Consider the following 23,266-nt stretch of genomic DNA (forward strand, 5'->3'; position numbering starts at 1 on the left):
ATTCTTTATCTAAAAAAGTTCAATAAATATTCATGTTTCTTGAAAAGTGTAAATCACAGTCATTGAGTATCAAACATTTTACTGACGGGTTATATTGTGGCTATCTAAACTAATCGGTAGACACATTTAAGTGGTTTTAAGCAAATTAGATCAACATCTCAATCGTCCTGTTTTTTATCTTTCCTCATTATTGATCGCAATATTGGTGTTATTTGCACTGATTAGCCCTAAAACTGCTGATGTTTTTTTTAGCCATCTGCAAAGCACTATTATAGCTAATGGAAGTTGGTTTTATGTGTTGTCTGTGGCAGCTATTTTAATGTCTGTATTGTATTTAGGCTTTTCAAAATATGGGGAAATAAAGCTCGGACCTGACCATTGTAAGCCTGATTTTTCTCTACCTACTTGGCTGTCTATGCTATTTGCGGCAGGTATGGGGATAGGCTTGATGTTTTTTGGCGTAGCCGAACCTGTTATGCACTTTTTGTCTCCCCCAACCGCTACTCAAGGTACAACCGAGGCGGTACGCGAAGCGATGACTATGACGTTTTTTCACTGGGGGTTACACGCGTGGGCCATCTATGCAGTTGTCGCCTTAGTATTGGCCTATTTTAGTTTTAGGTTAAATTTACCCTTAACCTTACGTTCTGCTTTGTATCCTTTAATTGGTGACAGGATCTACGGTTGGGCAGGGCATGTCGTAGATATTTTTGCCGTCGTGAGCACTATTTTCGGTATTGCAACCTCTTTAGGGTTAGGAGCCGCACAAATAAACTCTGGTCTTAATTACTTGTTTAATTTAGAGGAGTCAGTTAACACGCAAATCGTATTAATGATTGGAATTATAGCTATTGCTATTGTGTCTGTTGCTACGGGTTTAGATAAAGGCATTAGGCGCTTATCAGAGTTAAATATGGTCCTTGCTATAGCGCTTTTAATCTTCATTTTAGTATTAGGTCCTACAGTATTCTTGTTAACCGCCTATGTGCAAAATACAGGGGCTTATCTGTCGGACATTGTACGTAATACTTTTAATTTATTTGCCTATGATAAAACTGACTGGATTGGCGGGTGGACTATTTTTTATTGGGGCTGGTGGTTAGCATGGGCACCCTTTGTTGGATTGTTTATTGCTCGAATATCTAGAGGTAGAACCATTCGAGAGTTTGTAACTGGCGTGATGGTGATCCCAACCGCGTTTACTTTACTTTGGATGACTGTTTTTGGTAACTCTGCCATAGACCTCATTTATACAGAGGGTGTCGATAAATTGGGAAGTATGGTGAGTAGCAATGCCCCAGTTGCACTATTTGTGTTTTTAGAGAACTTTCCGTTTCAACATTTTTTAAGCTTTATTGCTACTTTAATGGTGGTGGTGTTTTTTGTGACATCCTGTGATTCTGGCGCCATGGTGGTGGATATGTTGTGTTCTCACGGTCGAAATGACACCCCCGTTTGGCAGCGTATCTATTGGGCGGTAAGTATAGGCTTGGTTTCTGCTATATTGTTGACAGCTGGTGGCTTGAATGCCTTGCAAACCATGACGATTGCCTCTGCCTTACCTTTTGCGGTTATTCTCCTGTTGGCCTTGGTTGGTTTGATTAAGGCATTAAGGGTTGAAGCGCACAAGAAAACTAGTTTAGCAATGAATTCACACCCGCAACCATCGGATACCGATGGGGGCTGGAAACAACGACTTTCGACTATAATACAATGCCCTAATCAAGCTACAGCTAACAAGTTTGTCGCTGTTACAGCTCGCTCTGCTATGGAGAGTGTAAGTGCTGAGCTGGCGCTTAACCAAGTAGAATCTAAGATTGTTGGTGATGTGAATAAGCTTACCTTGCATGTAGATCATGGCCCAGAACATTCATTTGTGTATGGTGTGAAGTGTGCAAAACACCAACAGCCTAACTTTACCTGTGAGCAAGATGGGACAAAAGTTGATAATAGTAATGAAGACTACTATCGCGTTGAAGTGCATTTAGCTGAAGGGGGCCAAGACTACGATATTATGGGTTGGTCAAAGCAAGCAGTGATTAACGACATGATTGACCATTATCAAAAACACCTACACTTTTTACACCTTGTTCGCTAATCATTTTTTGGGCATTTGAAGTGTTCCTCTTACTTTGTAACGGTAACACTAATATAGGGTTGATAAGCTTTCAATAGGCCGTCTAGTTCTTCGCTATGCAAGTGTGGATAATAAATCTGCTATCTAAATCATGATGCTGATTTTAGGTTAAGTGCTTTTACAATCTCTCCTTTAAATGCTCTGGGATATCTGAACATAAAAAGACCCCCAGTACTGAGAATGTCTAAGTATTGGGGGCCTCTTTATTTTCTATCTATTCACTACAGGTCTAATCTTCTATGCGAGACTACACCTTAAATGCTTGTACTGAACTTTGTAACTCTTCTGCCAGTTTAGCCACTTCTTGGCTAGACTCTGCAGTTTGGTGAGCTCCTGTTGTGGTTTCTTCAGCGATATTCACTATGTTCTCAAGTTTTTCACTAATCTCTTGAGACACAATATTTTGTTCACGGGCTGATTGTTCAATTTGACTACTCACATCATAAGCCTTGTGTACTGCACTTGTTATAGACTCTAATGCAACGGTAGCGTTTTCAGCTTGTTGAACACACACAGTTGTCTGTTCTTTACCTTGATTCATTACAGATACCGCTTTTTCAGCGCCTGCCTGTAAGACCTCAATCATAGAGTTTATTTCTTGAGTTGATTGTTGTGTACGACTTGCTAAGGTTCTGACTTCGTCGGCTACTACTGCGAAGCCGCGACCATGCTCACCCGCACGAGCAGCTTCGATAGCAGCATTTAATGCTAGTAGGTTAGTTTGGTCAGCTACGCCTCTAATAACTTCTAAAATACCGCCTATGCTAGCACTATCTTGGTTAAGTTTATTAATAACCTGTGCCGCTTCTTCAACGTCTTTTGCTAAAATTAGTATGGTATTTTTGTTTTCTTCTGAAATAGCTTTGACTTTTTCGGCTTCGTGGTCAGCATTCTTGATTTGATTAAGAGTATCTTCGGCATTTTGAGTGACTAATTGAGACGTACTATGCATCTCAGTTGTGGCTGTAGCTACTTGAGATACTTGTGACTTTTGATCTTGAATCGAATGTGTGGTTTGCGCCGTAATTGCAGATGTCTCTTCTGCTGTAGCTGCTAATTGAGTGGCTCTGGAACTTATACTTGAAATAAGTGTTTTTAAACTGGTTATGAGGTTATTACAGTTTTTAGCTAACTCACCAAATTCATCATTAGCTGAATCATCAAGTTTACGGGTTAGGTCACCAGTGGATACAATATTAAGTATCTCATTAACTTTATGCAGTGGCTTTATTATTGCTAATACCGTTCTGTATGCAATGGCTGCTGCGATTGCTAACGACGCTAACCCTATGATAATGGTAATCATTTTTCCTGATGAAACCGATTTATTTACTTCATTCTTTGCATTTTGGGCTTGAGCATCAGCTAATTTCTTGAGGTCATCGAGTTTATCTGATGCTTGAATGATATTTTGTTCTGATGCGCCATAGGCAATACTTGCTTGTTGTTTACTTTCTAGAAGTCTTACTTGAGTTTGTAAAAGCCCCTTTGAAGAGTTGATAGAATCTAACACGTCATCAATAAGGGAGTATATTTCACTTAAGGTACCTGATGTATCTAAGCTACCGGCTTTATCTTGCATTGCAGTTACTTTAGATTGGATCTGATCAACCACAAATTTGACTTCGCTACCGTTAATCTCTGCACGAAGTAAAGTTTCAGTTTTTACATACTCAGCACTTGCCGTAAGCAAGGTCATTAAATTTGACTCTAGACCGTTAGCTATTTCAGAGGTCTGCTGTAAGCTGCTACTATCTGCCACCTCGTCTAAATCAGCAAAATCAACTATAAGTGTGGATGTATCATCAGCATTGTCTTCTACGTCTCCAATGATATCCAACAGGTTGTCTGCATATTGCAATTGAGACTTTTTGTTTACAAAAATTGTATTTACGTTTTCTAGATACTCGCGGAAAATGCTTTCTGTTTCTACAACAGACTTACGAAGAGCTGGTTCATTACTTACGACTCCAGTAAGTATGCGTAATTCATCTTCAAACTTCTTATGGCTCTCTTCAAAGGCAGTATACTTATCTTCTAACACTTCAGATTCTGTTTCATATAAAGCTTCAGTTGTGAGTTTACTCATATTCAAAAAAGAGGTTTTGAGGAGATTACTGCCACTAACTGTTGGTAATGCGAGTGTATTGACTTCTTCTGTGGCGCTGTCGATGCTGCTCAAACTGGTGTAAGAAACTACACCTAATATAAACATAAGAATGGTAATGACTGCAAAACCACCTACTACACGAGTTGCAACTGTTATTTTCATGAAACGACCTTAAACTAAGTTGGATGAACCAAACATTGTCAAAGGTTAGTTATTAATTATTATTTTAACAAACCTACAATGTGACAAGATTTTAACTATAACCGACTGAACCCAAATTGGTAGAGATAATGGGTATAATTATTCTAATCTATCGACAGTTTATTGGGTTTCTTTATACTTAACTGAGTGTTTTACGTTCCTAGATAAATCTAAAAGGGTCAGCTTGTTGCCCCAGATGTATCCAGTATCTAGGCCTGTGGCTTGTGTGGTGTGAGTTACCCCATTGAGAGCAGCCCAATGCCCAAAAATAACTTGTTGAGAATTTTTTAACTTTTCATTGTGACAGTTAAACCATGGAGTAAGTTCTGAGCTCGCATCTTCGGGGGCGGCTTTACAGTCAAAATCTAAGATATCCCCACCCTTAATAAAACGCATTCGAGTTAAGGCATTAACGATAAATCGAAATCGTTTAGCACCTGTTAGTTCCTTATCCCAGACATTTGGTTGGTTGCCGTACATATTAGTTAAAAAAGTTTGCCATTTATCACCTGTTAATTGTTCACTTATTTCGTCGCTGTATGCCAAAGCTTGTTTAATAGACCATTTAGGGTAAAGACCGGCATGGGTTACTAATTTATATTCGTTAGGTTTGAGGGCTAAGGGTTTTTTTCGTAACCAATTGATATAGGTTTCTATATTTTTACTAGAAAGTAAGGTGTCTAATTTATCATTTGGCTTGGCTTTTCGTATTCCAGAATAAATAGCAAGCAAATGTAAGTCATGATTACCTAATACTGTGTCAAAACTATCCCCGAGTGAGTATAAATATTCTATTGTTTCGAGAGCTTGCGGGCCTCGACCTATTAAGTCGCCCACCGCGATTAATTTGTCTCGTTCAGCTGAAAAGCCAACTGAGTCTAATAGTCTAACCAGACCAGTGAAGCAAGCTTGAATGTCACCAACAATATAAGTTGCCATTGCTTTAATTTAAAACATTGGGCACAGCTAGGCGGAATACGTCAATTGGAGCCTCAAAGATTTGTCCATCTGCACTGAGCATCTCGTAAAACCCCTGCATAGTTCCAATGGGGGTATCTAAAATAGCACCACTGCTGTAACGAAATGACTCACCTTGTTTTATATTGGGTTGCTCCCCAATTACACCAGGTCCCCTTACTTCTGTGTTTTTACCATTGCCATCAGTTATCAACCAATACCTAGCCATTAACTGCACGCTTTTATCACTATGGTTAGTGATCGTAATGGTATAGCTGAAGGGATACTTGTCTTTCTCTGGAATTCTATTTGGCAGGTATTGGGTCTGCACATCAATAACAATAGGTGTTTCTTGACTCATCACAGGGCTCAGTTTTTAATATTTTTGTATTTAGTTATTGCTAGAGTCTAGCGTATAGCTTTCTACAGCATTAGCAATTTTTGCAAAATCTTGCAAAGACAAGTTCTCAGCTCGAAGTTCCGGATTAATTCCCAGCTCAATAAGTTGCTGTTCGCTTAAGCTGTTTTTAAGGCTATTGCGTATTGTTTTGCGTCTTTGATTAAATGCCTGTGCACATACTGTATGAAGGGTATCTTCATTAATTAGTGAAACTGGCTTTTGTTGGTGGGGGATTAATCGCACTACTGCTGAGTCTACCTTGGGAGGTGGGTTAAATGCCCCCGGTGGAACTTGAAGAACCGGTATTACCTGACAATGATATTGGGCCATCACTGATAATCTACCGTAATTTTTATTCCCTGGTGATGCGGCCAAGCGATTAACCACCTCTTTTTGTAACATAAAGTGCATATCTTGTACTTTATTAGCAAAAGAAAATAAATGGAACATAAGTGGTGTTGATATATTGTAAGGAAGGTTTCCAAATATTCTTAAAGGTGTATCTTCTGAAATCAACTGCGAAAAATCGTATTTTAACGCATCTGTTTCAACGATATTAAGTTTGCTTGCAATAAAAGGGTGGGTGCGTAACCGAGCCGCTAAATCTCTATCTAATTCTACAACCGTTAGTTCATCCAGTAATTCACACACTGGTTCGGTTAGGGCGCCAAGTCCTGGACCGATCTCTACCATGTGCTGTCCTTTCTGAGGATTAATAGCAGATACAATTTGATCAATTACATAGTTATCGTGTAGAAAATTTTGACCAAAACGTTTTCTAGCTGTATGCCCTAAATGCTGTTTACTCATTGTTTTTTCGCTGCTATCTCGATGGCTTTTTCGATAGCTAATTCAAAGCTACCCGTGTCTGCTTGACCTGTGCCTGCTAAATCTAATGCAGTGCCATGGTCTACTGATGTTCTAATGAAAGGTAATCCTAGGGTAATGTTAATAGAAGCGCCGAAGCCTTTGTATTTTAATACTGGTAACCCTTGGTCATGGTACATAGCCAAAATAGCGTCAGCTTGCTCTAGGTATTTAGGATTAAAGATAGTATCTGCTGGTAATGGGCCAGTAATTTTTAGCCCTTCCTCTCGTAATGCTTCTAATGCCGGATTAATCACAAGTATTTCTTCTTTACCAATATGACCATCTTCACCTGCATGAGGGTTTAAACCACACACAAAAATATGAGGATTTTTTATGCCAAATTTTAACATTAAATCGGTGTTTACTATGTGCAAAACTTTATGTAGGCGCTCAAAGGTAATGGCTTTGGATACATAAGCTAACGGAATATGTGTGGTCGCAAGTACCACCCTTAACCCTTCGGTTGCTAGCATCATCACAACGTCATTAGTATTAGATTCGTTGGCGAAAAACTCTGTATGGCCGCTGAAAGATATGCCCCCTTCGTTAATGATCCCCTTATGTACAGGGCCAGTTACCACTGCATCAAACTCGCCGTCTAAATTCTTTTTACAAGCTTGGCGCAATGTTTCCACTACATAGGGACCATTTTCACTATTGAGCACCCCACTTTGAGTAGGGGTTTTGCTTTTGATATTAACTAGAAACACTTTCCCTGGGGGCAGGATATGCGTGGCATTTTCTTCATACTCCACAAATGATATGGGTAAACCCAATTGCTTAGCTCTTTGACTTAGCATTTGACCATCTGCAAAAACTACTAGCTGCGCTTGCCATGCTTGTTGCACTATTTGAATTAGTAAGTCAGGACCTATGCCAGCAGGCTCTCCAGGTGTAATAGCTATTTTTAGTGGTTTCATTTAGCTGGCCGTATCGTTTAAGACTTCAACATATGCGCCTGCACGTATTTCTCGAAGCCAAGTGTCGGCTTCTTCAGCGAATTTACGTTGAAATAATAACTGGTAGGCTTTTTCTTCTTTACGTTGTTCAGTTATGTCACCCACTCGCTTGCCAAGTAATTGCATCAAGTGCCATCCGAATTGAGAGCGCACTGGTTGACTAATTTCATCTACTTCTAATTTACCAAGTGTTTCTTGGAACTCAGGAACATAAATACTCGGGTCAGACCAACCTAATTCGCCACCTTTTAAGGCAGAGCCTGGATCAGCAGAATGTTCTTTTGCTAACTCACTAAAATCAGCTTCTCCTGCTAATATTTGTTCACGAAACTCTTGTAGCATTTGTTTCGCTTTGTCGTCACTTAAAATAACTGAAGGTGAAATTAGAATATGTCTTGCGTTGACTTCTGATATCTCAACTTTTTCAATGCCTCGAAGATCTTTGACCTTCAATATATGGAATCCGGCTCCACTTCGAATAGGGCCCACTAAAGCGTCTTTACTCTTATTTTGAACTGCTTCTGCGAATAAGGTTGGCATAGAGTTGATATTCATCCAGCCTAAATCACCACCTTCTAGGGCTAGTGCTCCACCAGAGGAGGCCGTTGCAATTCTGGCGAAGTCGGAACCATTATTTAATAACTCTAGCACTTTATTTGCACGGTTTTTGGCGGCAGTTATATCTTCATCTGTGGGCTCTGGAGGAAACTCAATTAAGATATGGCCTAAATGATACTCAGCTTGTTGACTGCCTTGCTCATCTATAAGTTTAACTAAGTTATCTACTTCTTGATCTGTAATATAAACACGACGTCTAACATTGGCTCTACGAACTTCACCTAAGATTATTTCTTTGCGAATTTCTTCTCTATATGTGTCATAGGTGACGCCTTCTTGAGCAATTTTGTTACGAAATTGCTCAACTGTCATATTTTCACCTTGAGCAATATTGCCAATGGTTTGTTCTAATTGCGGGTCGCTAATTTGGATACCCATACGCTCAGCAAGTTGCATTTGCAAATTATCGACAATTAATTTTTCAATAGCTTGGGTGCGTATAGCTCTATCTGAAGGCAAGGTTTGGTTGTTGGCTGCTGCGTTACGTTTCACTACTGCAACAAGCTCTTCAATTTGGCTTTCTAACACCACGCTTTGGTCAACAATCACTGATACCTTATCAAGTGACTCAGGCGCTGCATAAGATTTAAAGGTTAAAAAAGAACTGATTAAAAGAGTAACTACTAATACTTTCATGATATTTTTACTTTTAAGTTTAATGGCGTTTGGTCTAGAAACGCCAAATAGAAATTAGGTTGTTTGAAAAGGTTAGTTATTTCAAACGTTAATTAGTTCAACAGATAGGGGCGTCTATATCCAAAAAGCCCGTCACGTAATAAGTTCCGATTGGTGAAGTATACATGAAATCCTGTTTCGAAATCATTGGTACTTTGCACTCCTGTTGATTCATAACTGTTGCTCAAATATCGCTCAGCTACAAAACTCACAGTCCAACAACATGAGCTATATTGAACACCATTGTAGGCTTCTACAGTCCTGTTTAGGGTCCTGTCATAGTACCAACGGCCTATCCACTGCCAATTTTTAGAAATGGGCCAAGTGGCAGTTATACCCACTTGATCAATTTTTTCTGATGATAAATCTCTAACAAACCTATGGTTTATCTGGAGCAGTTTATTTTCAGATAGTTGATATTCAAGAGATATACTACTGCGTTCGACTTTATCTGTAATGCTTGATACCTGAGCTAACGTATGGGCATACCATTTACTACCCATTTGCCAATCTAATTCGGCAGCTAGGGCTGATTTACTATCTTCTTTTGTCGCGTCAAGTACTTGGTTGTCTTTTAAATAAAATATCTGGCCTATGCTTAGCTTGAATTTTTCCTGATTATTGTCATCAATAATGCGGGTAGTCGTACCTAGCGTGATCTGATTGTTATCACTAATTCTATCTAGCCCTGTGAATTCTTGGCCCCTAAATAAGCCTGCAAAATCATTGTAGAGCCGAGTTGTATCATATAATCCTATGTTAGTTTGTTCTTCATAGCTGGTGTATAAATATTGAGCTTTGGGTTCAAAGGTTTGTGTTAGGGTTTTACCAAACCAACTGATTTCTCTTTCGAAAGCTAAACTACCATAGAGCTTTGCTTGGCCTAAGGTCCTAGTGACTTCTTTTTCTAAATTGGTATCTGTAATATTTTCCTGAAAATAATGGGTGTGCATTACCGATACTTCAGCTAGCAATTCACTCCATTGATTTTGGAATGGGTAGCTTAATGTGGGGGCAATATGAAAGCGTGTGGCAGTTGGGTTGTCTTCATCACCACTTTCAAAGTAGGCGAGTTCTGAGTTTATATTAAATTCAAATCCTGCCCCTAGATCATTTAAATAGTTAAGTCTTATCTCTGGGAGTGCCCGATAACTATCTGGGTGATCCCCAAGCACTTCGAAGTCTCGAAATTGTGCGCTTATATCTAAACCTTCGGAAAAATAATTTAAGCCAAGGGTTTTATATAGGTGAGTATCTGACTGGCTATAATAATCTGAACCCAGATCATTAACATAGTTATCATCGCTGAGGCCGTTAATTTCAGCATTTACACGCCAATTCTCATTGATAGAACCATTATGAACATATCTATAGAAGTAACGTTCTGAATCTTGGTCTTCAGCTAGATCATTTGGGAGATACTCAAGGTTAAGCTGACCTTTATGCTGCTCAGTTAGGTAGCGAAATTCTGTTTTGAGTTGCAATCCGCGATTGGTCATTAATCTTGGACTCAAGGTTAAATCGTAGTTTGGGGCGATATTCCAATAAATGGGTTGCTCGACGCTGATACCAGCAGAGCTACTATTTGTGATATCTGGGTATAGTAAACCAGATTGGCGCTCATCATTAACGGGGAAAGAGAAATAGGGTAAATACAGAACTGGTACATCTTTTATATAGAATCTGGCGTGTTTCACAATGCCTCTAGCCTGGTTTGGGGTGATTTCTATCTGACTTGCCTGGATTCTCCATACTTCATCATCAATAGGGCAGCTACTATAGCTTGCTTCAATTAGATTAATGCCGGTTTGCTCGCTGATGGCTATTTCTTGGGCTTCACCATGACCTTGTACCCGATTGAGTTGATAATTAGATTCTTCAATTAGTAATTCATTAGAAATTCTATTTAAGGTGACCTTATCGCTAGAGACGGTGATGTTTTTATCTTGAAAATTAACACTGCCATTAGCCACTAACGTTTCACTGAGTCTATCTAATTTCGCGCTTTCAGCTTTTATTTTAACTTCGGAACTGTTTATTTCTACATCGCCATTAAATTCTGCATAGGTATTTTGTTGAATTTCACTGTATTGGGATTTTACGAGAATTTGCCCATCAATTAATGAGTTATCTAAGTTTGGTCCTGCTAAAGGAACAAAACACACTTCTTGAGCATTTGATACCCCCGCCCACATTGTTAATGCGCAAAAGAGTGAGCGGTGCAGTTTTGGAGTAATTGACAAGTAAAAAATAGCCTAAATAGAAAATGTAAAATGATATAAAATGTTAATTTTAAGGGTTTCGAACGGATTTACCAGTAGACTTGCAAAAAAAGAGATATTTCGCCATTCTCTCATAAAAACACATAGACATCATTCTCAACTAGAGACAATTTTTGAATATCCAGACTACACGTGAACAACAGTTATTAAATTGGATTAATATCCATACGAACTTTACTTGCGAAGCTCTAATTATGGTTTCGGCTGACGCTAGCTTTCGTCGCTACTTTCGTTTTCAATCAGACGATAAGTGGATTATCGCTGTAGATGCCCCCCCAGAATTTGAGAACTGTGCTGCTTTTGTAAATGTTGCCTCTAGTTATAAAGAACATGATATTCATGTTCCTAAAGTATACGCCTACGATTTGGACCTTGGATTTTACTGTCAGGAATATTTTGGTGACACCTTGTTTTCTGAGCATTTAAATCATCAAAATTGCCACCAGTTATATAAAAAAGCCCTTGGCGTTATCCCTTTAGTTCAAAAATGTAAAGCTACCTTGCAAGGGCCATTACCTATTTACGATGCTGTTTTAGTTAATAAAGAAGTGGCCATGCTCAAAGATTGGTTGCTTGATAAGTATTTGCAAATGAGATTATCGGAAAATGAATTAAGGGTAATTCAGCAAGCGACAAAGAGTCTAACAGATAACTTTTTGTCTCAGCCTTATGCTGGAGTCCACAGAGATTATCATTCTAGAAATCTCATGATACTTGGTGATGACATTGGCGTAATAGATTTTCAAGATGCTGTAGTGGGGCCCATAACCTATGATGCTGTATCTTTATTAAAAGACTGCTATCAAAAATGGCCCCAAGAATGGGTTGCTTCATGGTTAAAGGTTTGGCATCAAGAATTCTATTCTAATTATTCTTGGGATGACTTTAAGTTTTGGTTTGATATAACGGGTATGCAGCGGCACACCAAAGTCGCTGGTATTTTTGCTAGATTATATATACGTGACGGTAAGTCAGGGTATTTAGCAGATATTCCCCGCACCTTAGAATATTTAATTGAAGCCGCTAATGCTTACCCTGAATATAAAGATTTTGCTGCTGTGATTGGAGACAAGATTTTACCCGCTGTCTTAGCAAAACAACAAAGTATTGCTTATGCATAGTACCGCTATGATTTTGGCTGCGGGCAGGGGAGAGCGGATGCGGCCACTTACGGATACGGTACCTAAACCCCTTCTTACTATTCATCAAAAGCCATTAATCGAGTATCACTTAGAAGCGTTAAAAGTGGCGGGGTATCAACGGGTGATTATTAACCACGCTTGGTTGGGGCATCTGATTGAAGAAGAAATTGGTAATGGTAAACGCTTTGGATTGCAGGTTATTTACTCTCCAGAAGTCAATGCACTTGAAACCGCAGGTGGCATAGTAAAAGCATTACCTTTGCTTTGCCCGACTGAACAAGCGCAGAGTTTTACTGTCATTAATGGCGACGTGTTTACTGATTTTGATTTTGCTAGCTTACGAGACCTCAGACTTTCTGGTGAGGAAGCGCATTTGGTGATGGTAGATAATCCAGAGCATAACCCTAAAGGGGATTTTTACTTTGAAGATAGGCGTCTGAGCGTTAGCCAAGGAAAAAAGCTCACATTTAGCGGCATTGCCGTTTACCAGAAATCTTTTTTTGATAATGTTAGTTGTGAAATTCAGTCTTTGGCCCCCATGTTAATAGCTGGAATACAAAATAATTTAATTAGTGCCCAATACTTTTTGGGTAATTGGACTGATGTCGGCACACCAGAACGCCTGGCTCAGTTAAACAAATAGGTATGATGAGTAAATGATTGGAAAAATTTTAGGAACCATTTTTGGTTCTATGTTTGGTGGTATTCCCGGAGCCGTATTAGGTTTTATGGTGGGGCACTTTTTTGATAAAGGTTATAGACAAGACTTTAATCAAAAAGGCGGCTTTAGCCGCTTTTTTAGTACAGAAGAGGCATTAAAGTCCCAGGCAATATTTTTCCATTGTTTATTTTCTGTGATGGGGCATATCGCCAAAGCTGATGGCAAAGTTAGCGACTCTGAAATTCGCATGGCAAGCACCTTGATGGATCAGATGAAGCTAGAGGGAGAGATGCGGGTAGAGGCTCAGCAAGCCTTTAGAGATGGCAAGGCCGCAAGCTTTCCGTTAAAACAAACTGTCAAAGACTTTAAAGAGTCATGTCACGGTCGTCGTGACATAATGCAAGTGTATTTAGAAATATTAATTCAATCGGCTTACGTTGATGGCAAGCTTGATAAAGCTGAGCAAGTTATTTTAGAGACTGTGGCGCAATACCTAGGATTTCCCCAAAGAGACTTATTGTATTTACTGTCAGCATTTGAAGCAGAACTTCGCTTTAGACAAGGTGGTGGGCAACAGCGTGCTGGTGGGCACTCTGCCGCTTATTCATCACAGCAGTCTTTAGCTGATGCCTATAAAATTTTAGGGGTTACCGCATCTGATGACGATAAAAGTATTAAAAAAGCCTATCGAAAATTAATGAGTGAACACCATCCAGATAAATTGGTCTCAAAGGGCTTGCCTAAACAAGCCTTAGAAATGGCAAAAAATAAAGCTCAAGATATTCAAGCTGCGTATGAGCTAATTAAGGAAAAGCGCGGGTTTAGATAAGCTTTAAAGTCGTAGTTGCTAATGTTTCGTCAATAAATTAGATTTTGTGTTTCGACGTTGGCAATGAGTTAAGGCTCGCTTCAGTTTTTGTTCATGTGGTTTTCTGCAAACTAGTCGCAGGTTTGAAAGGAGCACCACATGAAACGTTTATTATTAATTGGGTTGGCAAGTTTAACTTTACCGACAGATTTATATGCTAAACCAGCAGATGACTGGGAAGTTACATCGTTCGAACAGCAGTTTGATAACAACAGCGAGCTAGTTTATAAAACTACGTCTGTTACCCCTCAAGAACCATTAGAAACATCTAAAAATGCAGTCCCAGTCACTAGCCAAGCAAGACAAATTGCTGAGGCTAGAACCTTAGATATTCGCCCAGAGGCTAAAAACGCCAGTTCTGATTTTTGGATATATGATGCTTGGGTAGAGTTTTATGGTGATGAAGACGGGGATGGTTTTTACAGTCACTTTGCTGTGAGCTTAGATGCAGATACTTATTTTAGTGAAGCTCAAGTATATGCCCGTCTTTATTTGGGCAAGAATGAACTATTTAAGGAATATCATACGACTAGTACCTTCACTATTTATGGTGATAGTAGTGCCGACAATTTGGTAGTGGAAAGTGAACTGTTAACTGGTTTTACTCCAGGTGACTATGAGGTGCTAATTGAACTATATGACGAGTATAGCAATGAATTGGTTGCTGTAATTGATGGCTATAATGATGGAGACTTGTATTTATTACCCTTAGAAAGTAACAATTATGAAGAGGTGTACGAAGAGCCTAGTGTTATTATTGTGACTGAGCATGGTGGCAGTATGGGGTGGGGGATTTTGTGTTTACTACCTTTGTTATTCAGAAAAAAGTGGATAAGCCAGCGGTAAGGCTTATCCATTCAAGTAGTTAATTTTTATGCTATTTTTTGTCGGGTTCAACCACTTCAGTGACAACTTTTTGTATTAGTTTGACTCTACCTTGTTTTACTAAGGTATCTCTAAGAACGTACTCAATTTGCGCGTTTACGCTGCGCAGATCGTCATCTGCCCAGCGTTGCATGGCAGCTAGCACATCAGGGTTTATTCGTAATGGAAACGCTTTTTTAGACACACTAACTACCTTGGCCTCTTTAAGACCGCTTGAGAATGACTACTCCCCATACTGGTTGTTGAACCCAAAGTACAACTGACTAACTCCCAGTTTTGCCTGCCTAAATCATTTAGTACTACCTCTAGCTCATGTGTATCGGGCACTTGGGTGATAAAACCTTTAGCTTTTGCTTTTATATTCACTACTTTGTATTCCCATTGCATGGTTATTCTCCTTAATACAAGCTGCCGCTGTTGACTATAGGTTGAGCGTTTTTATCGCCACACAAGACCACTAATAAATTACTCACCATCATGGCTTTTCGTTCTTCATCTAGATCTACCACACCCTTAGACTCTAGTCGTTCGAGAGCCATTTCTACCATACCAACAGCACCTTCAACTATTTTACTGCGAGCGGCGATAATCGCTGTAGCTTGCTGGCGTTGCAACATGGCGCTGGCGATTTCTTGGGCGTAGGCTAGATGGCTGATTTTAGATTCGTGTACTGTTAAGCCTGCTTTGCCTAAACGCTCTTGGATTTCTTCTTTGAGCTTTTCAGATATTTGCTGAGGGTGGCTACGAAGTGCAATATCAGAGCTATCTTCGTTTTGAGGGTCGTAAGAATAACTGCTGGCTAAATTACGTAGTGCAGATTCACTTTGAATGGTGACATAGCTCTCGTAATCGTCTACTTCAAACATGGCCTCTGCTGAATCGGTAACAGACCATACAACTATGGTAGCAATTTCTATTGGGTTACCTAAGTTATCGTTAACCTTAATCTTTGCAGATTCAAAATTACGGATCCGTAATGACACAGTTTTACGCATGAAAAAGGGAATGGTCCAACGTAAACCATTGCGTTTTTCAGTACCTACATAACTACCAAATAGAGTCATGACTTTAGCTTGATTTGGTTGCACCATAAAAAAGCCGCCCCAACAAATCAGCACAACTACAGTGCAAAATCCACTAAGTGGAAGCAGCATTTGGTTAAGTACCATAAAACCAAATCCTAGTTGCAACAGAGGCAAAACAGCAAAAAATGCTAAATAACCGTTTATTGAAAAGCCTTTTTTCTCAACAATCATAAATACTCCTTTATGATATCATAATGATGTCTTTAGTAAATCTAATTTAGTTTTGTATTTAATGCAATGTTTTTGTTTTAGTTGAATATTTTGTAAGCAAGTTTTTTGAATATTTAACTAGGATGAAATTGCTTAGAGCCTTGATCTTCGTGAAGATTTATTCTCGGATTTATGTCCTTAATCTAAATCCTGCTGGTTTAAATCTTCGCCCTTTGTTTAGAGAAGCGATAATTTAGGTGTGATAATTGCTTTTTATATTCGATATTTTAGACCAAATGGTCAACTTGGGTGGTTTTTTAACATGCTTGTCATACTCCTGTCACAGAAGTTAAGGAATATGCCCCCAATTTAAAAATAATAATAAGTTGCTCAAAACGACATTAACCATTTCTAGGAGAAATTATGAAATTGAAGTATCCAGCATTGCTGGCTTTGCTTTGTGCATCGTCTGCACATGCAACAGAAGTCTTTATCAATGAAATTCATTACGACAACGATGGAGCTGACGAGTCAGAATTCATCGAAGTTGTTGCCCCCATAGCTACTGATTTATCTGGATGGACTGTTGCCTTGTACAACGGCTCATCATCTCAACTAAGTGTTTATGAGACATTAACTGTTTCTGAAGGCGCGACTTCTGTTAGTGACGGTGGTGGCTACAGCTACTATGTGTTGTCACCATCTAGTATACAAAACGGCTCACCAGACGGTATGGCGTTAGTTGATGCTGATGGCACCGTTATACAGTTTTTAAGTTATGAAGGCAGCTTAACTGCTGCTAGTGGCCCCGCTGCAGGTTTAACCAGTGTTGATATTGGTGTAGAAGAATCAAGTAGTACGCCAATTGGGTATTCGTTACAACTAAGTGGTGCAGGTAGCATTTATTCAGATTTTGCTTGGCAAGCTGAGGCTTTAAATACCGCCGGAGCTAGCAACAACGATCAGTCTTTTTCTGATGACGATGGTGCAGGGTCGGGCTCTACCGGCGACACTTCTTCTCTTTTTATTAACGAAATTCATTACGATAACGATGGCTCTGACATTAATGAAGGTGTTGAGATTGCCGGTGTTGCAGGTACCGATTTATCAGGTGTAACTTTAGTTCTTTATAATGGTAACAGTGGTGCTGCTTATGGCACTGAAGAACTATCAGGTATTGTGCCTGATCAAGATAATGAATTTGGAACATTATCATTTGCGATCAGCGGTTTGCAGAATGGGGCTCCAGATGGTTTTGCCTTAGTGGATGCTGATGGTGTGGTGTTACAGTTTATTAGTTATGAAGGCAGCATGGTCGCTACTGATGGTGCGGCCGAAGGAATGACGAGTATAGATATTGGTGTTGCAGAGTCTAGTAGCACACCAGAAGGCACCTCGTTACAACTTGTGGGTACTGGAACTGCTTATAGCGAATTTACATGGGCTGAATCAGCAACTGAAAGTTTTGGATTGGTTAACGCCGAGCAATCTTTTGGTGAGAATGATGGTGGTGGAGAAGAACCTCAAATTGGTGCTTGTTTTGAAACCGAAACAACCGGCTTCAAATATATAAGTGAAGTTCAAGGTTCTGGTGCTGCATCTGAGTTTGATGGTTCTGCAGTCATAGTTGAGGGTGTAGTAACTGCGTTAACTAGTAGTGGTTATTTCTTACAAGAAGAACTAGCTGATGAAGATGCCGATAGTACAACTTCTGAAGGTATCTATATTTATTCAAGTCAAGATTTCCCTGCGGTAGGAGACATCGTTCGAGTTGCAGGTACTGTGGATGAATACTACGACTTGACTGAGATCACTAGTGTTACTGAGCAGTTAGTTTGTGAAGGTTCGGCTGATGTAACAACAGTTTCGGTAACTATGCCATTGGCAGATGGTGATGATTTAGAATATTACGAAGGCATGATTGTTAGTGTAAGTGATTTGACTGTTTTTGATACTGCTACCCTTTGGCAGTATGGAGAAATGGGTTTAAGCAATGAACTTAAGCCACAGCCAACTGACAAATATGCACCGCTTTCTACTGAATATTATGATTTAGTTGCAAGTAATGCTGAAAACATTATTTATGTAGAAGACAATACTTCGTCTAGTTATCCTGATGAATTAAGTTTTTACACTAACTTTAGTTACGCTAACCCTATCCGCATTGGTGATACCGTATCTGCCACTGGACCTTTAAACTATTCATACGATCTTTATCGTATAAATCCAATTGAAGAAGTCATAGTGTATAGCGAACGTGATGCGGCTCCAGTGTTAGATGAAGGTGATATGAAAATTGCTACTTTCAATGTACTTAACTACTTCAATGGTGAGTATGATGAAGAGGGCAATGTAACCTTCGACTACAGTGAAAACCGTGGTGCCGAAAATTTAGAAGAGTTTGAGTTACAAGAAGCACGTATAGTTGAAGCAATCGTAACTTTAGATGCCGATGTAGTGGGTCTAATGGAAATTGAAAACGATGGTTTTGGTGAAAACAGTGCAATTCAGTCTTTAGTAACAGCTGTAAATGCTCAGCTGTCAGAAGAAGAGCAATATAGCTTCGTTGCAACATCTGATGAAAGCTTAGTAGGTACTGATGCCATAGCTGTGGGCCTTATCTATAAAGCGGCAGTTGTTACTCCTAGTGAAGATGCTATAAAAATTGATATGCCATCACAACTTCAAGTTGCGGGTGACTATCAACAGATGCGAGTATCATTACTACAAACCTTTACACATGATGACAGTGGCCAAGAGTTTTCTTTAGTGGTAAATCACTTTAAATCTAAAGGTTCTACTTGTTATGAAGATGAAGTAGATAGTACTGAATTAGATACAATTCAGGGCAGTTGTAATGCGTTGCGCGTATCTGCAGCTGTTACTTTAGCAGAAGCGTTAGCTGCTGCTGAATTACCAGAAAAAGTTATGATTTTAGGTGACTTAAATGCATATTCTGCTGAAGATCCTGTGGCTGTATTAACAGAATATTCACCAGAGGAGCGTGGTTATACTATTACTACTGCTATTAATACTGAACTAGATGACGGTGCGTCAGTTGAAGTAACCGAAGGTTATGGTTATGAGAATGTTGCGGAAACATTTGATGCTGATGGCTTCTCTTATTGGTATTACGACACTGCCCAAACTGGAAGTCTAGATCATATTTTAGCAAGCTCTGCTTTTATGGACGATATTGTTGACGCTACTCATTGGAGCATCAACTCAGTTGAAGCTTACCAACTTCAATATGACCAAGCCTTGTCATATTATCGTGATGAAGATGGTTATGCCTTTACCGATGTTGGACCATATAGAAGTTCTGATCATGACCCGTTTGTAGTGTCTGTTGTTTTTGAAGACGCAGAAACACCAATTGTTGGTGATATCAATGGTGATGGTAAGGTTAGTGCCAGAGATTACTTTGAACTAATAAAGGCTCTTGGCAGTAAAGAAGGTACACGTAGATATATTGCTGCTGCAGATATGAATGGCAATGGTACTATCAATTTACTTGACAGAAAACTATGGGTTATCGCTTATAGAAACCGTTAATTAACTTGTTGATTAATAATTAAAAAGGGCGCTCAACTGAGCGCCCTTTTTTATATAGTTTTGAAATCCTTAAAAGATATTTATGGGGGCCTTTTAATTATAGGTAATCAAACTCATTATCTGTAAAGATCATCAAATCTGCTGCTCCGCTAGCTAAGTTTACTTTAAATAGTTCCTTTCTTGGCAAGATACGCTTCATATAAAACTCACAAGTATTAGCTTTACCTGTTTTTAAACTCTCACTTGATGATTTTTGAGCCATGTCGGCCATGCTTAACCAAATAACCCCAAGTAAGCTATAAGCACTATAGTTCATGAAGTCATAGGCACTTGCGGCTAAATCAACAGTGCTTAATTGTTTTATCTCAATTGCAGTCGAATGCCATTCAGTTAATATCTCTGTGGCGCGCTCTTTATCACTCAGGTTTGTCATTTGAGAAATCTTACTGCTGAACAATTCATATGTATCTTGCAACATATTATCTTTGTCACGGGCAAGTTTCCTAGATATTAGATCTAGTGCTTGAATACCATTTGTCCCTTCATAAAGTTGGGTAATTCTGGCATCTCGTACTAGTTGCTCCATACCCCATTCACGTATATAGCCATGACCACCGTATACTTGAATACCTAAGTTACTCATTTCTGTGGCCATATCTGTCATAAACCCTTTGACGATTGGTGTTAATAAAGAAATAACGTTTTTAGCTTTTTGTTGCTTGGAGTCGTCTGCAAACCTTTCTATATCCATTTGCTGAGCATAAAGTAAGGCTAAAGCACGGCACCCTTCTGCAATAGATTTTTGAGTCAGTAGCATTTTACGGACGTCGGGCTGATGAATTATAGAATCAGCTTTTTTGCCTTGCTCTTGAACGCCTTGAGGTGCACGAGATTGAAGTCGCTCTCTAGCGTAAGCTAATGCACCTTGGTAAGACGCTTCTACTATGCCTAAGCCTTGTAGACCAACCTGAAAACGAGCGTCATTCATCATGGTAAACATGCAAGCTAGGCCATTATTAGCTTCACCCACTAAAAAACCGGTGGCTTTGTCGAAGTTCATTACACAAGTAGGGCTGCCTTTTAATCCCATTTTCTTCTCAATACTGCCAACGGTGACAGAGTTTCTGTTTCCCAACGAACCATCATCTTTAGGCAAAAACTTAGGAGCTAAAAACAAGCTTATTCCTTTAACTCCTGCAGGGGCATCTGGAAGCCTAGCTAGCACTAGATGTAAAATGTTATCAGTCCAGTCTTGATCTCCCGATGAAATAAAAATTTTACTGCCCGTAATATTATAACTGCCGTCATTATTAGGTAGGGCTTTGGTGCTCAGTAAACTTAAGTCTGTTCCAGCCTGAGGCTCAGTCAAGCACATGGTTCCTGCCCATTCACCGGATATTAATTTTGCTAAATAAGTTTGCTTCAGGCTTTCACTAGCATGTTTTGTCACGGCTAAAATAGCACTTTCATTAAGCATGCCCGTCAGGCGCCAACTCACATTAGCTGAGTCGAGCATTTCATGAATGGGCACAGCCATAGTATTAGGTAAGTCTTGGCCTTCATAATCGGCTGTACCTAACATGGCATTCCAACCATTGGCTATGTACTCTTTATAGGCATCTGCAAAGCCGTCTGGTGTTACTACATTTCCGTTTATAAGCTTCGCTCCTTGCTCATCACCTTCACGATTTAGTGGGGCAATGATTTCCTCGGCAAACTTAGCGCCTTGAGATAATATTTCATTTACCAACTCTTGATCAAAGTCTTGAAGCCCTAAAGCTTGATAGTGGTCGGATAGGTGTAACCATTCATGTAGCACAAACTGCATATCATTTAATGGGGCGGTATATTGAGGCATCATAAATCTCTATAAAATGAAGTCATCGGACCATTATAGAATCAAATGTATAAAGTTTGTTAATTAAAGTGATTGTTAAGTATTACTTTTGTTTATACTTTTCAAGAATATTTATGAATGATCTCTGTGTTATCTCTTTATTTTAGGGCGTAGGTTGCTCTATTGATATGAATGCTTCTCGTATTTTTGGAAGCTCAATTGTCCCAGAAAAGCTTTCTTTAGTAAGCACAAATGGATCAATAAATGCCACGTTAGTTACATTTCTATTGGCCCATTCAGGTACACTAAGTTCCTCAATTTGTTGGGAATGTTCGTCAGTTAAGCGGCAAGCAAAGTATAGAGTATTGTCAGAAGCTGTTAATAATAACTCGCCTACTTCTACATTTAATCCTGTATTTTTCCAGACTACGTTATGTGCTGTACATTGGGCACTTATCGATTTCAGCGCTTTGCCTTGTGGTATATGCCAGTCGTCGCTATCTTTGTGTCGTAAAACTAATAATTTGTTATCTTGTTTAATCAGGCAAGCGGCCTGCGCTGGGGCTAATTCGCTTTGGGATTGATTAACTCTGCACATAGGATGAGCAGGGATTTCTCTGCTACACCCAGTGATGAAAATTGAATTAAATAGTAGGATTGTGAGTAATTTATTATGCAAAATTCTGAGGATTTACCTTAGTTTGAGTAAGACATTATCACATTAAACAGATCCTTCTATATAGTTATTTTAATTGTGTCGGTAAGACACGTATTTTGAGTTTAAGTGGCTCAATATTTTGAAAGGTAGTACCAATGTCTAAAGGACTTAAGTTTTCTCCCCTATTAGTTGCCCTCCTGTTATGTATTGGTTTAGTAGCGTATTTATATTTACCAAAAGAAGCTGAAGAAAAGTCCCAAACAAGTTTTGCAACTAGTGTGGTTACACATGTGGTTAAAAAAGAACAGTTTGAAATATTAGTAGAAGCTTTAGGAACGGCTTATGCTAATGAATCCGTTACTATTACTGCGCAAACTTCAGATATCGTTCAAAAAATTCACTTTGATGATAGTGATGTTGTAGAAAGTGGCCAGCTATTATTAGAGTTAAATAATAAGGTCGAAAAAGCTCGCATAGCTGAACTCGATGTGAGTTTGAAAGAAGCAGAGCGTCAACTTAAACGAATTAGTGATTTAGCCAAGAATAACGTGGCGTCTGAGCAATTACTTGATGAACAAGAGGCCAGAGTTAAGTCTCTTAAAGCCCAGTATCTTGTTTCAGAAACTCAGCTAGAAGAACTGCAAATAAGAGCGCCATTTGATGGTTTGTTAGGTGTACGCGAAGTTAGCATAGGGGCTTTTATTAAACCGGGAGATTTAGTCACTACCTTAGATGATTTAAGTACAGTAAAAGTAGATTTTGAGGTGGCAGAATCACATTTGTCTAGTGTTGCCATAGGGCAGTCTATTCGGTCTACATCAATTGCTTATAAAGATAAAATTTTTGAGGGAAAAATAGCCAGTATAGGCTCAAGGGTTGATGCATCTACTCGCTCAGTAAAAGTACGAGCGGTAATTGATAACGAAGATCTAAAACTACGTCCCGGGATGTTGCTACAGATACTGTTACAAAAACAAGTATTGAACACTCTAGTGCTACCCGAGAGCGCCTTGGTTCCAGTCGAAGATAAGCAGTTTGTTTTTGTAATTAAAGATAACATTGCAAAAAAGGTTGAAGTAGAAGTGGGGGATAGAAAGCCTGGTATTGTGCAAATACTAGGAGGATTAGAAGCTGGCGATGTTGTGGTAACCGAGGGTACGTTAAAATTGCGAGACGGCTCTAGTGTTGCTGTTGTAGCTGATAGCGAGGTTTAACC

At 39.2% G+C, this 23,266-nt stretch carries 19 protein-coding genes; 7 read left to right on the plus strand and 12 right to left on the minus strand.

Annotation, left to right across the window (positions count from 1 at the left end):
* The first annotated feature begins 130 nt into the window (after nt 1-130).
* Nucleotides 131-2,098, plus strand: coding sequence for a BCCT family transporter (locus tag EOK74_RS11850; RefSeq protein ID WP_133470217.1), 1,968 nt, complete (start codon nt 131-133; stop codon nt 2,096-2,098).
* Between the two features lie 286 nt (nt 2,099-2,384).
* Here EOK74_RS11850 and EOK74_RS11855 read toward each other — a convergent pair whose 3' ends face one another.
* From EOK74_RS11855 to EOK74_RS11885, 7 genes are all read right to left on the minus strand, one after another.
* Complete coding sequence (locus EOK74_RS11855) at nt 2,385-4,409, minus strand: HAMP domain-containing methyl-accepting chemotaxis protein (protein WP_133470218.1); 2,025 nt, start codon at nt 4,407-4,409, stop codon at nt 2,385-2,387.
* 159 nt (nt 4,410-4,568) lie between these two features.
* Nucleotides 4,569-5,387: a symmetrical bis(5'-nucleosyl)-tetraphosphatase gene (locus EOK74_RS11860; protein ID WP_133470219.1), complete on the minus strand. Its 819-nt coding sequence runs from the start codon at nt 5,385-5,387 to the stop codon at nt 4,569-4,571.
* Nucleotides 5,388-5,391: 4 nt separating this feature from the next.
* On the minus strand, nt 5,392-5,766 hold the full coding sequence (gene apaG / locus EOK74_RS11865; RefSeq protein ID WP_133470220.1) for a Co2+/Mg2+ efflux protein ApaG: 375 nt from the start codon (nt 5,764-5,766) through the stop codon (nt 5,392-5,394).
* A gap of 30 nt (nt 5,767-5,796) precedes the next feature.
* A complete protein-coding gene (rsmA, locus tag EOK74_RS11870) occupies nt 5,797-6,615 on the minus strand; it encodes a 16S rRNA (adenine(1518)-N(6)/adenine(1519)-N(6))-dimethyltransferase RsmA (protein ID WP_133470221.1) in 819 nt (272 codons plus the stop codon).
* Nucleotides 6,612-7,595: a 4-hydroxythreonine-4-phosphate dehydrogenase PdxA gene (pdxA, locus tag EOK74_RS11875; protein ID WP_133470222.1), complete on the minus strand. Its 984-nt coding sequence runs from the start codon at nt 7,593-7,595 to the stop codon at nt 6,612-6,614. The genes rsmA and pdxA overlap by 4 nt, the downstream gene beginning before the upstream one ends.
* Nucleotides 7,596-8,891, minus strand: coding sequence for a peptidylprolyl isomerase SurA (surA, locus tag EOK74_RS11880; protein ID WP_275404713.1), 1,296 nt, complete (start codon nt 8,889-8,891; stop codon nt 7,596-7,598).
* Between the two features lie 89 nt (nt 8,892-8,980).
* Complete coding sequence (locus EOK74_RS11885) at nt 8,981-11,122, minus strand: LPS-assembly protein LptD (RefSeq protein WP_133470224.1); 2,142 nt, start codon at nt 11,120-11,122, stop codon at nt 8,981-8,983.
* A 200-nt stretch (nt 11,123-11,322) separates the two neighbouring features.
* On the opposite strand from EOK74_RS11885, the gene EOK74_RS11890 reads away from it, so the two are divergent.
* The 4 genes from EOK74_RS11890 to EOK74_RS11905 all read left to right on the plus strand — a co-directional run bounded on the left by EOK74_RS11890 (nt 11,323) and on the right by EOK74_RS11905 (nt 14,726).
* Nucleotides 11,323-12,330 carry an aminoglycoside phosphotransferase family protein gene (locus EOK74_RS11890; protein WP_239024099.1) on the plus strand — a complete coding sequence of 336 codons (1,008 nt, stop codon included), beginning with the start codon at nt 11,323-11,325 and terminating at the stop codon, nt 12,328-12,330.
* A complete protein-coding gene (gene murU, locus EOK74_RS11895) occupies nt 12,323-12,994 on the plus strand; it encodes an N-acetylmuramate alpha-1-phosphate uridylyltransferase MurU (RefSeq protein ID WP_239024100.1) in 672 nt (223 codons plus the stop codon). Before EOK74_RS11890 ends, murU begins: the two co-directional genes overlap by 8 nt.
* Before the next feature lie 13 nt (nt 12,995-13,007).
* Nucleotides 13,008-13,841 (plus strand): co-chaperone DjlA, encoded by an 834-nt coding sequence (djlA, locus tag EOK74_RS11900; RefSeq protein ID WP_133470225.1) that lies wholly within the window; start codon nt 13,008-13,010, stop codon nt 13,839-13,841.
* 138 nt (nt 13,842-13,979) lie between these two features.
* Nucleotides 13,980-14,726, plus strand: a complete 747-nt coding sequence (locus EOK74_RS11905) for a choice-of-anchor H family protein (RefSeq protein WP_133470226.1) — start codon at nt 13,980-13,982, stop codon at nt 14,724-14,726.
* A gap of 31 nt (nt 14,727-14,757) precedes the next feature.
* On the opposite strand, the gene EOK74_RS11910 is transcribed toward EOK74_RS11905, so the two are convergent.
* From EOK74_RS11910 to EOK74_RS11920, 3 genes are read right to left on the minus strand one after another with little or no spacing between them, the layout of a single operon-like run.
* Nucleotides 14,758-14,898 carry a type II toxin-antitoxin system antitoxin gene (locus tag EOK74_RS11910; protein ID WP_476704077.1) on the minus strand — a complete coding sequence of 47 codons (141 nt, stop codon included), beginning with the start codon at nt 14,896-14,898 and terminating at the stop codon, nt 14,758-14,760.
* Between the two features lie 56 nt (nt 14,899-14,954).
* Nucleotides 14,955-15,152, minus strand: a complete 198-nt coding sequence (locus EOK74_RS11915) for a DUF4177 domain-containing protein (RefSeq protein WP_133470228.1) — start codon at nt 15,150-15,152, stop codon at nt 14,955-14,957.
* Nucleotides 15,153-15,163: 11 nt separating this feature from the next.
* Nucleotides 15,164-16,021, minus strand: coding sequence for an SPFH domain-containing protein (locus EOK74_RS11920; protein WP_205964652.1), 858 nt, complete (start codon nt 16,019-16,021; stop codon nt 15,164-15,166).
* A 402-nt stretch (nt 16,022-16,423) separates the two neighbouring features.
* Here EOK74_RS11920 and EOK74_RS11925 point away from each other — a divergent pair, with 402 nt between their 5' ends.
* Nucleotides 16,424-19,555: an ExeM/NucH family extracellular endonuclease gene (locus tag EOK74_RS11925; RefSeq protein WP_133470229.1), complete on the plus strand. Its 3,132-nt coding sequence runs from the start codon at nt 16,424-16,426 to the stop codon at nt 19,553-19,555.
* 97 nt (nt 19,556-19,652) lie between these two features.
* Here EOK74_RS11925 and EOK74_RS11930 read toward each other — a convergent pair whose 3' ends face one another.
* Nucleotides 19,653-21,413, minus strand: a complete 1,761-nt coding sequence (locus EOK74_RS11930; RefSeq protein ID WP_133470272.1) for an acyl-CoA dehydrogenase family protein — start codon at nt 21,411-21,413, stop codon at nt 19,653-19,655.
* A 142-nt stretch (nt 21,414-21,555) separates the two neighbouring features.
* Complete coding sequence (locus EOK74_RS21060) at nt 21,556-22,071, minus strand: NUDIX hydrolase (RefSeq protein ID WP_239024101.1); 516 nt, start codon at nt 22,069-22,071, stop codon at nt 21,556-21,558.
* A gap of 134 nt (nt 22,072-22,205) precedes the next feature.
* On the opposite strand from EOK74_RS21060, the gene EOK74_RS11940 reads away from it, so the two are divergent.
* Nucleotides 22,206-23,264, plus strand: a complete 1,059-nt coding sequence (locus tag EOK74_RS11940) for an efflux RND transporter periplasmic adaptor subunit (RefSeq protein ID WP_133470230.1) — start codon at nt 22,206-22,208, stop codon at nt 23,262-23,264.
* The last annotated feature ends 2 nt before the right edge of the window (nt 23,265-23,266 follow it).

The organism is Paraglaciecola marina (genome assembly GCF_004360155.1).
In the GTDB taxonomy this organism is placed as follows: Bacteria; Pseudomonadota; Gammaproteobacteria; order Enterobacterales; family Alteromonadaceae; genus Paraglaciecola; species Paraglaciecola marina.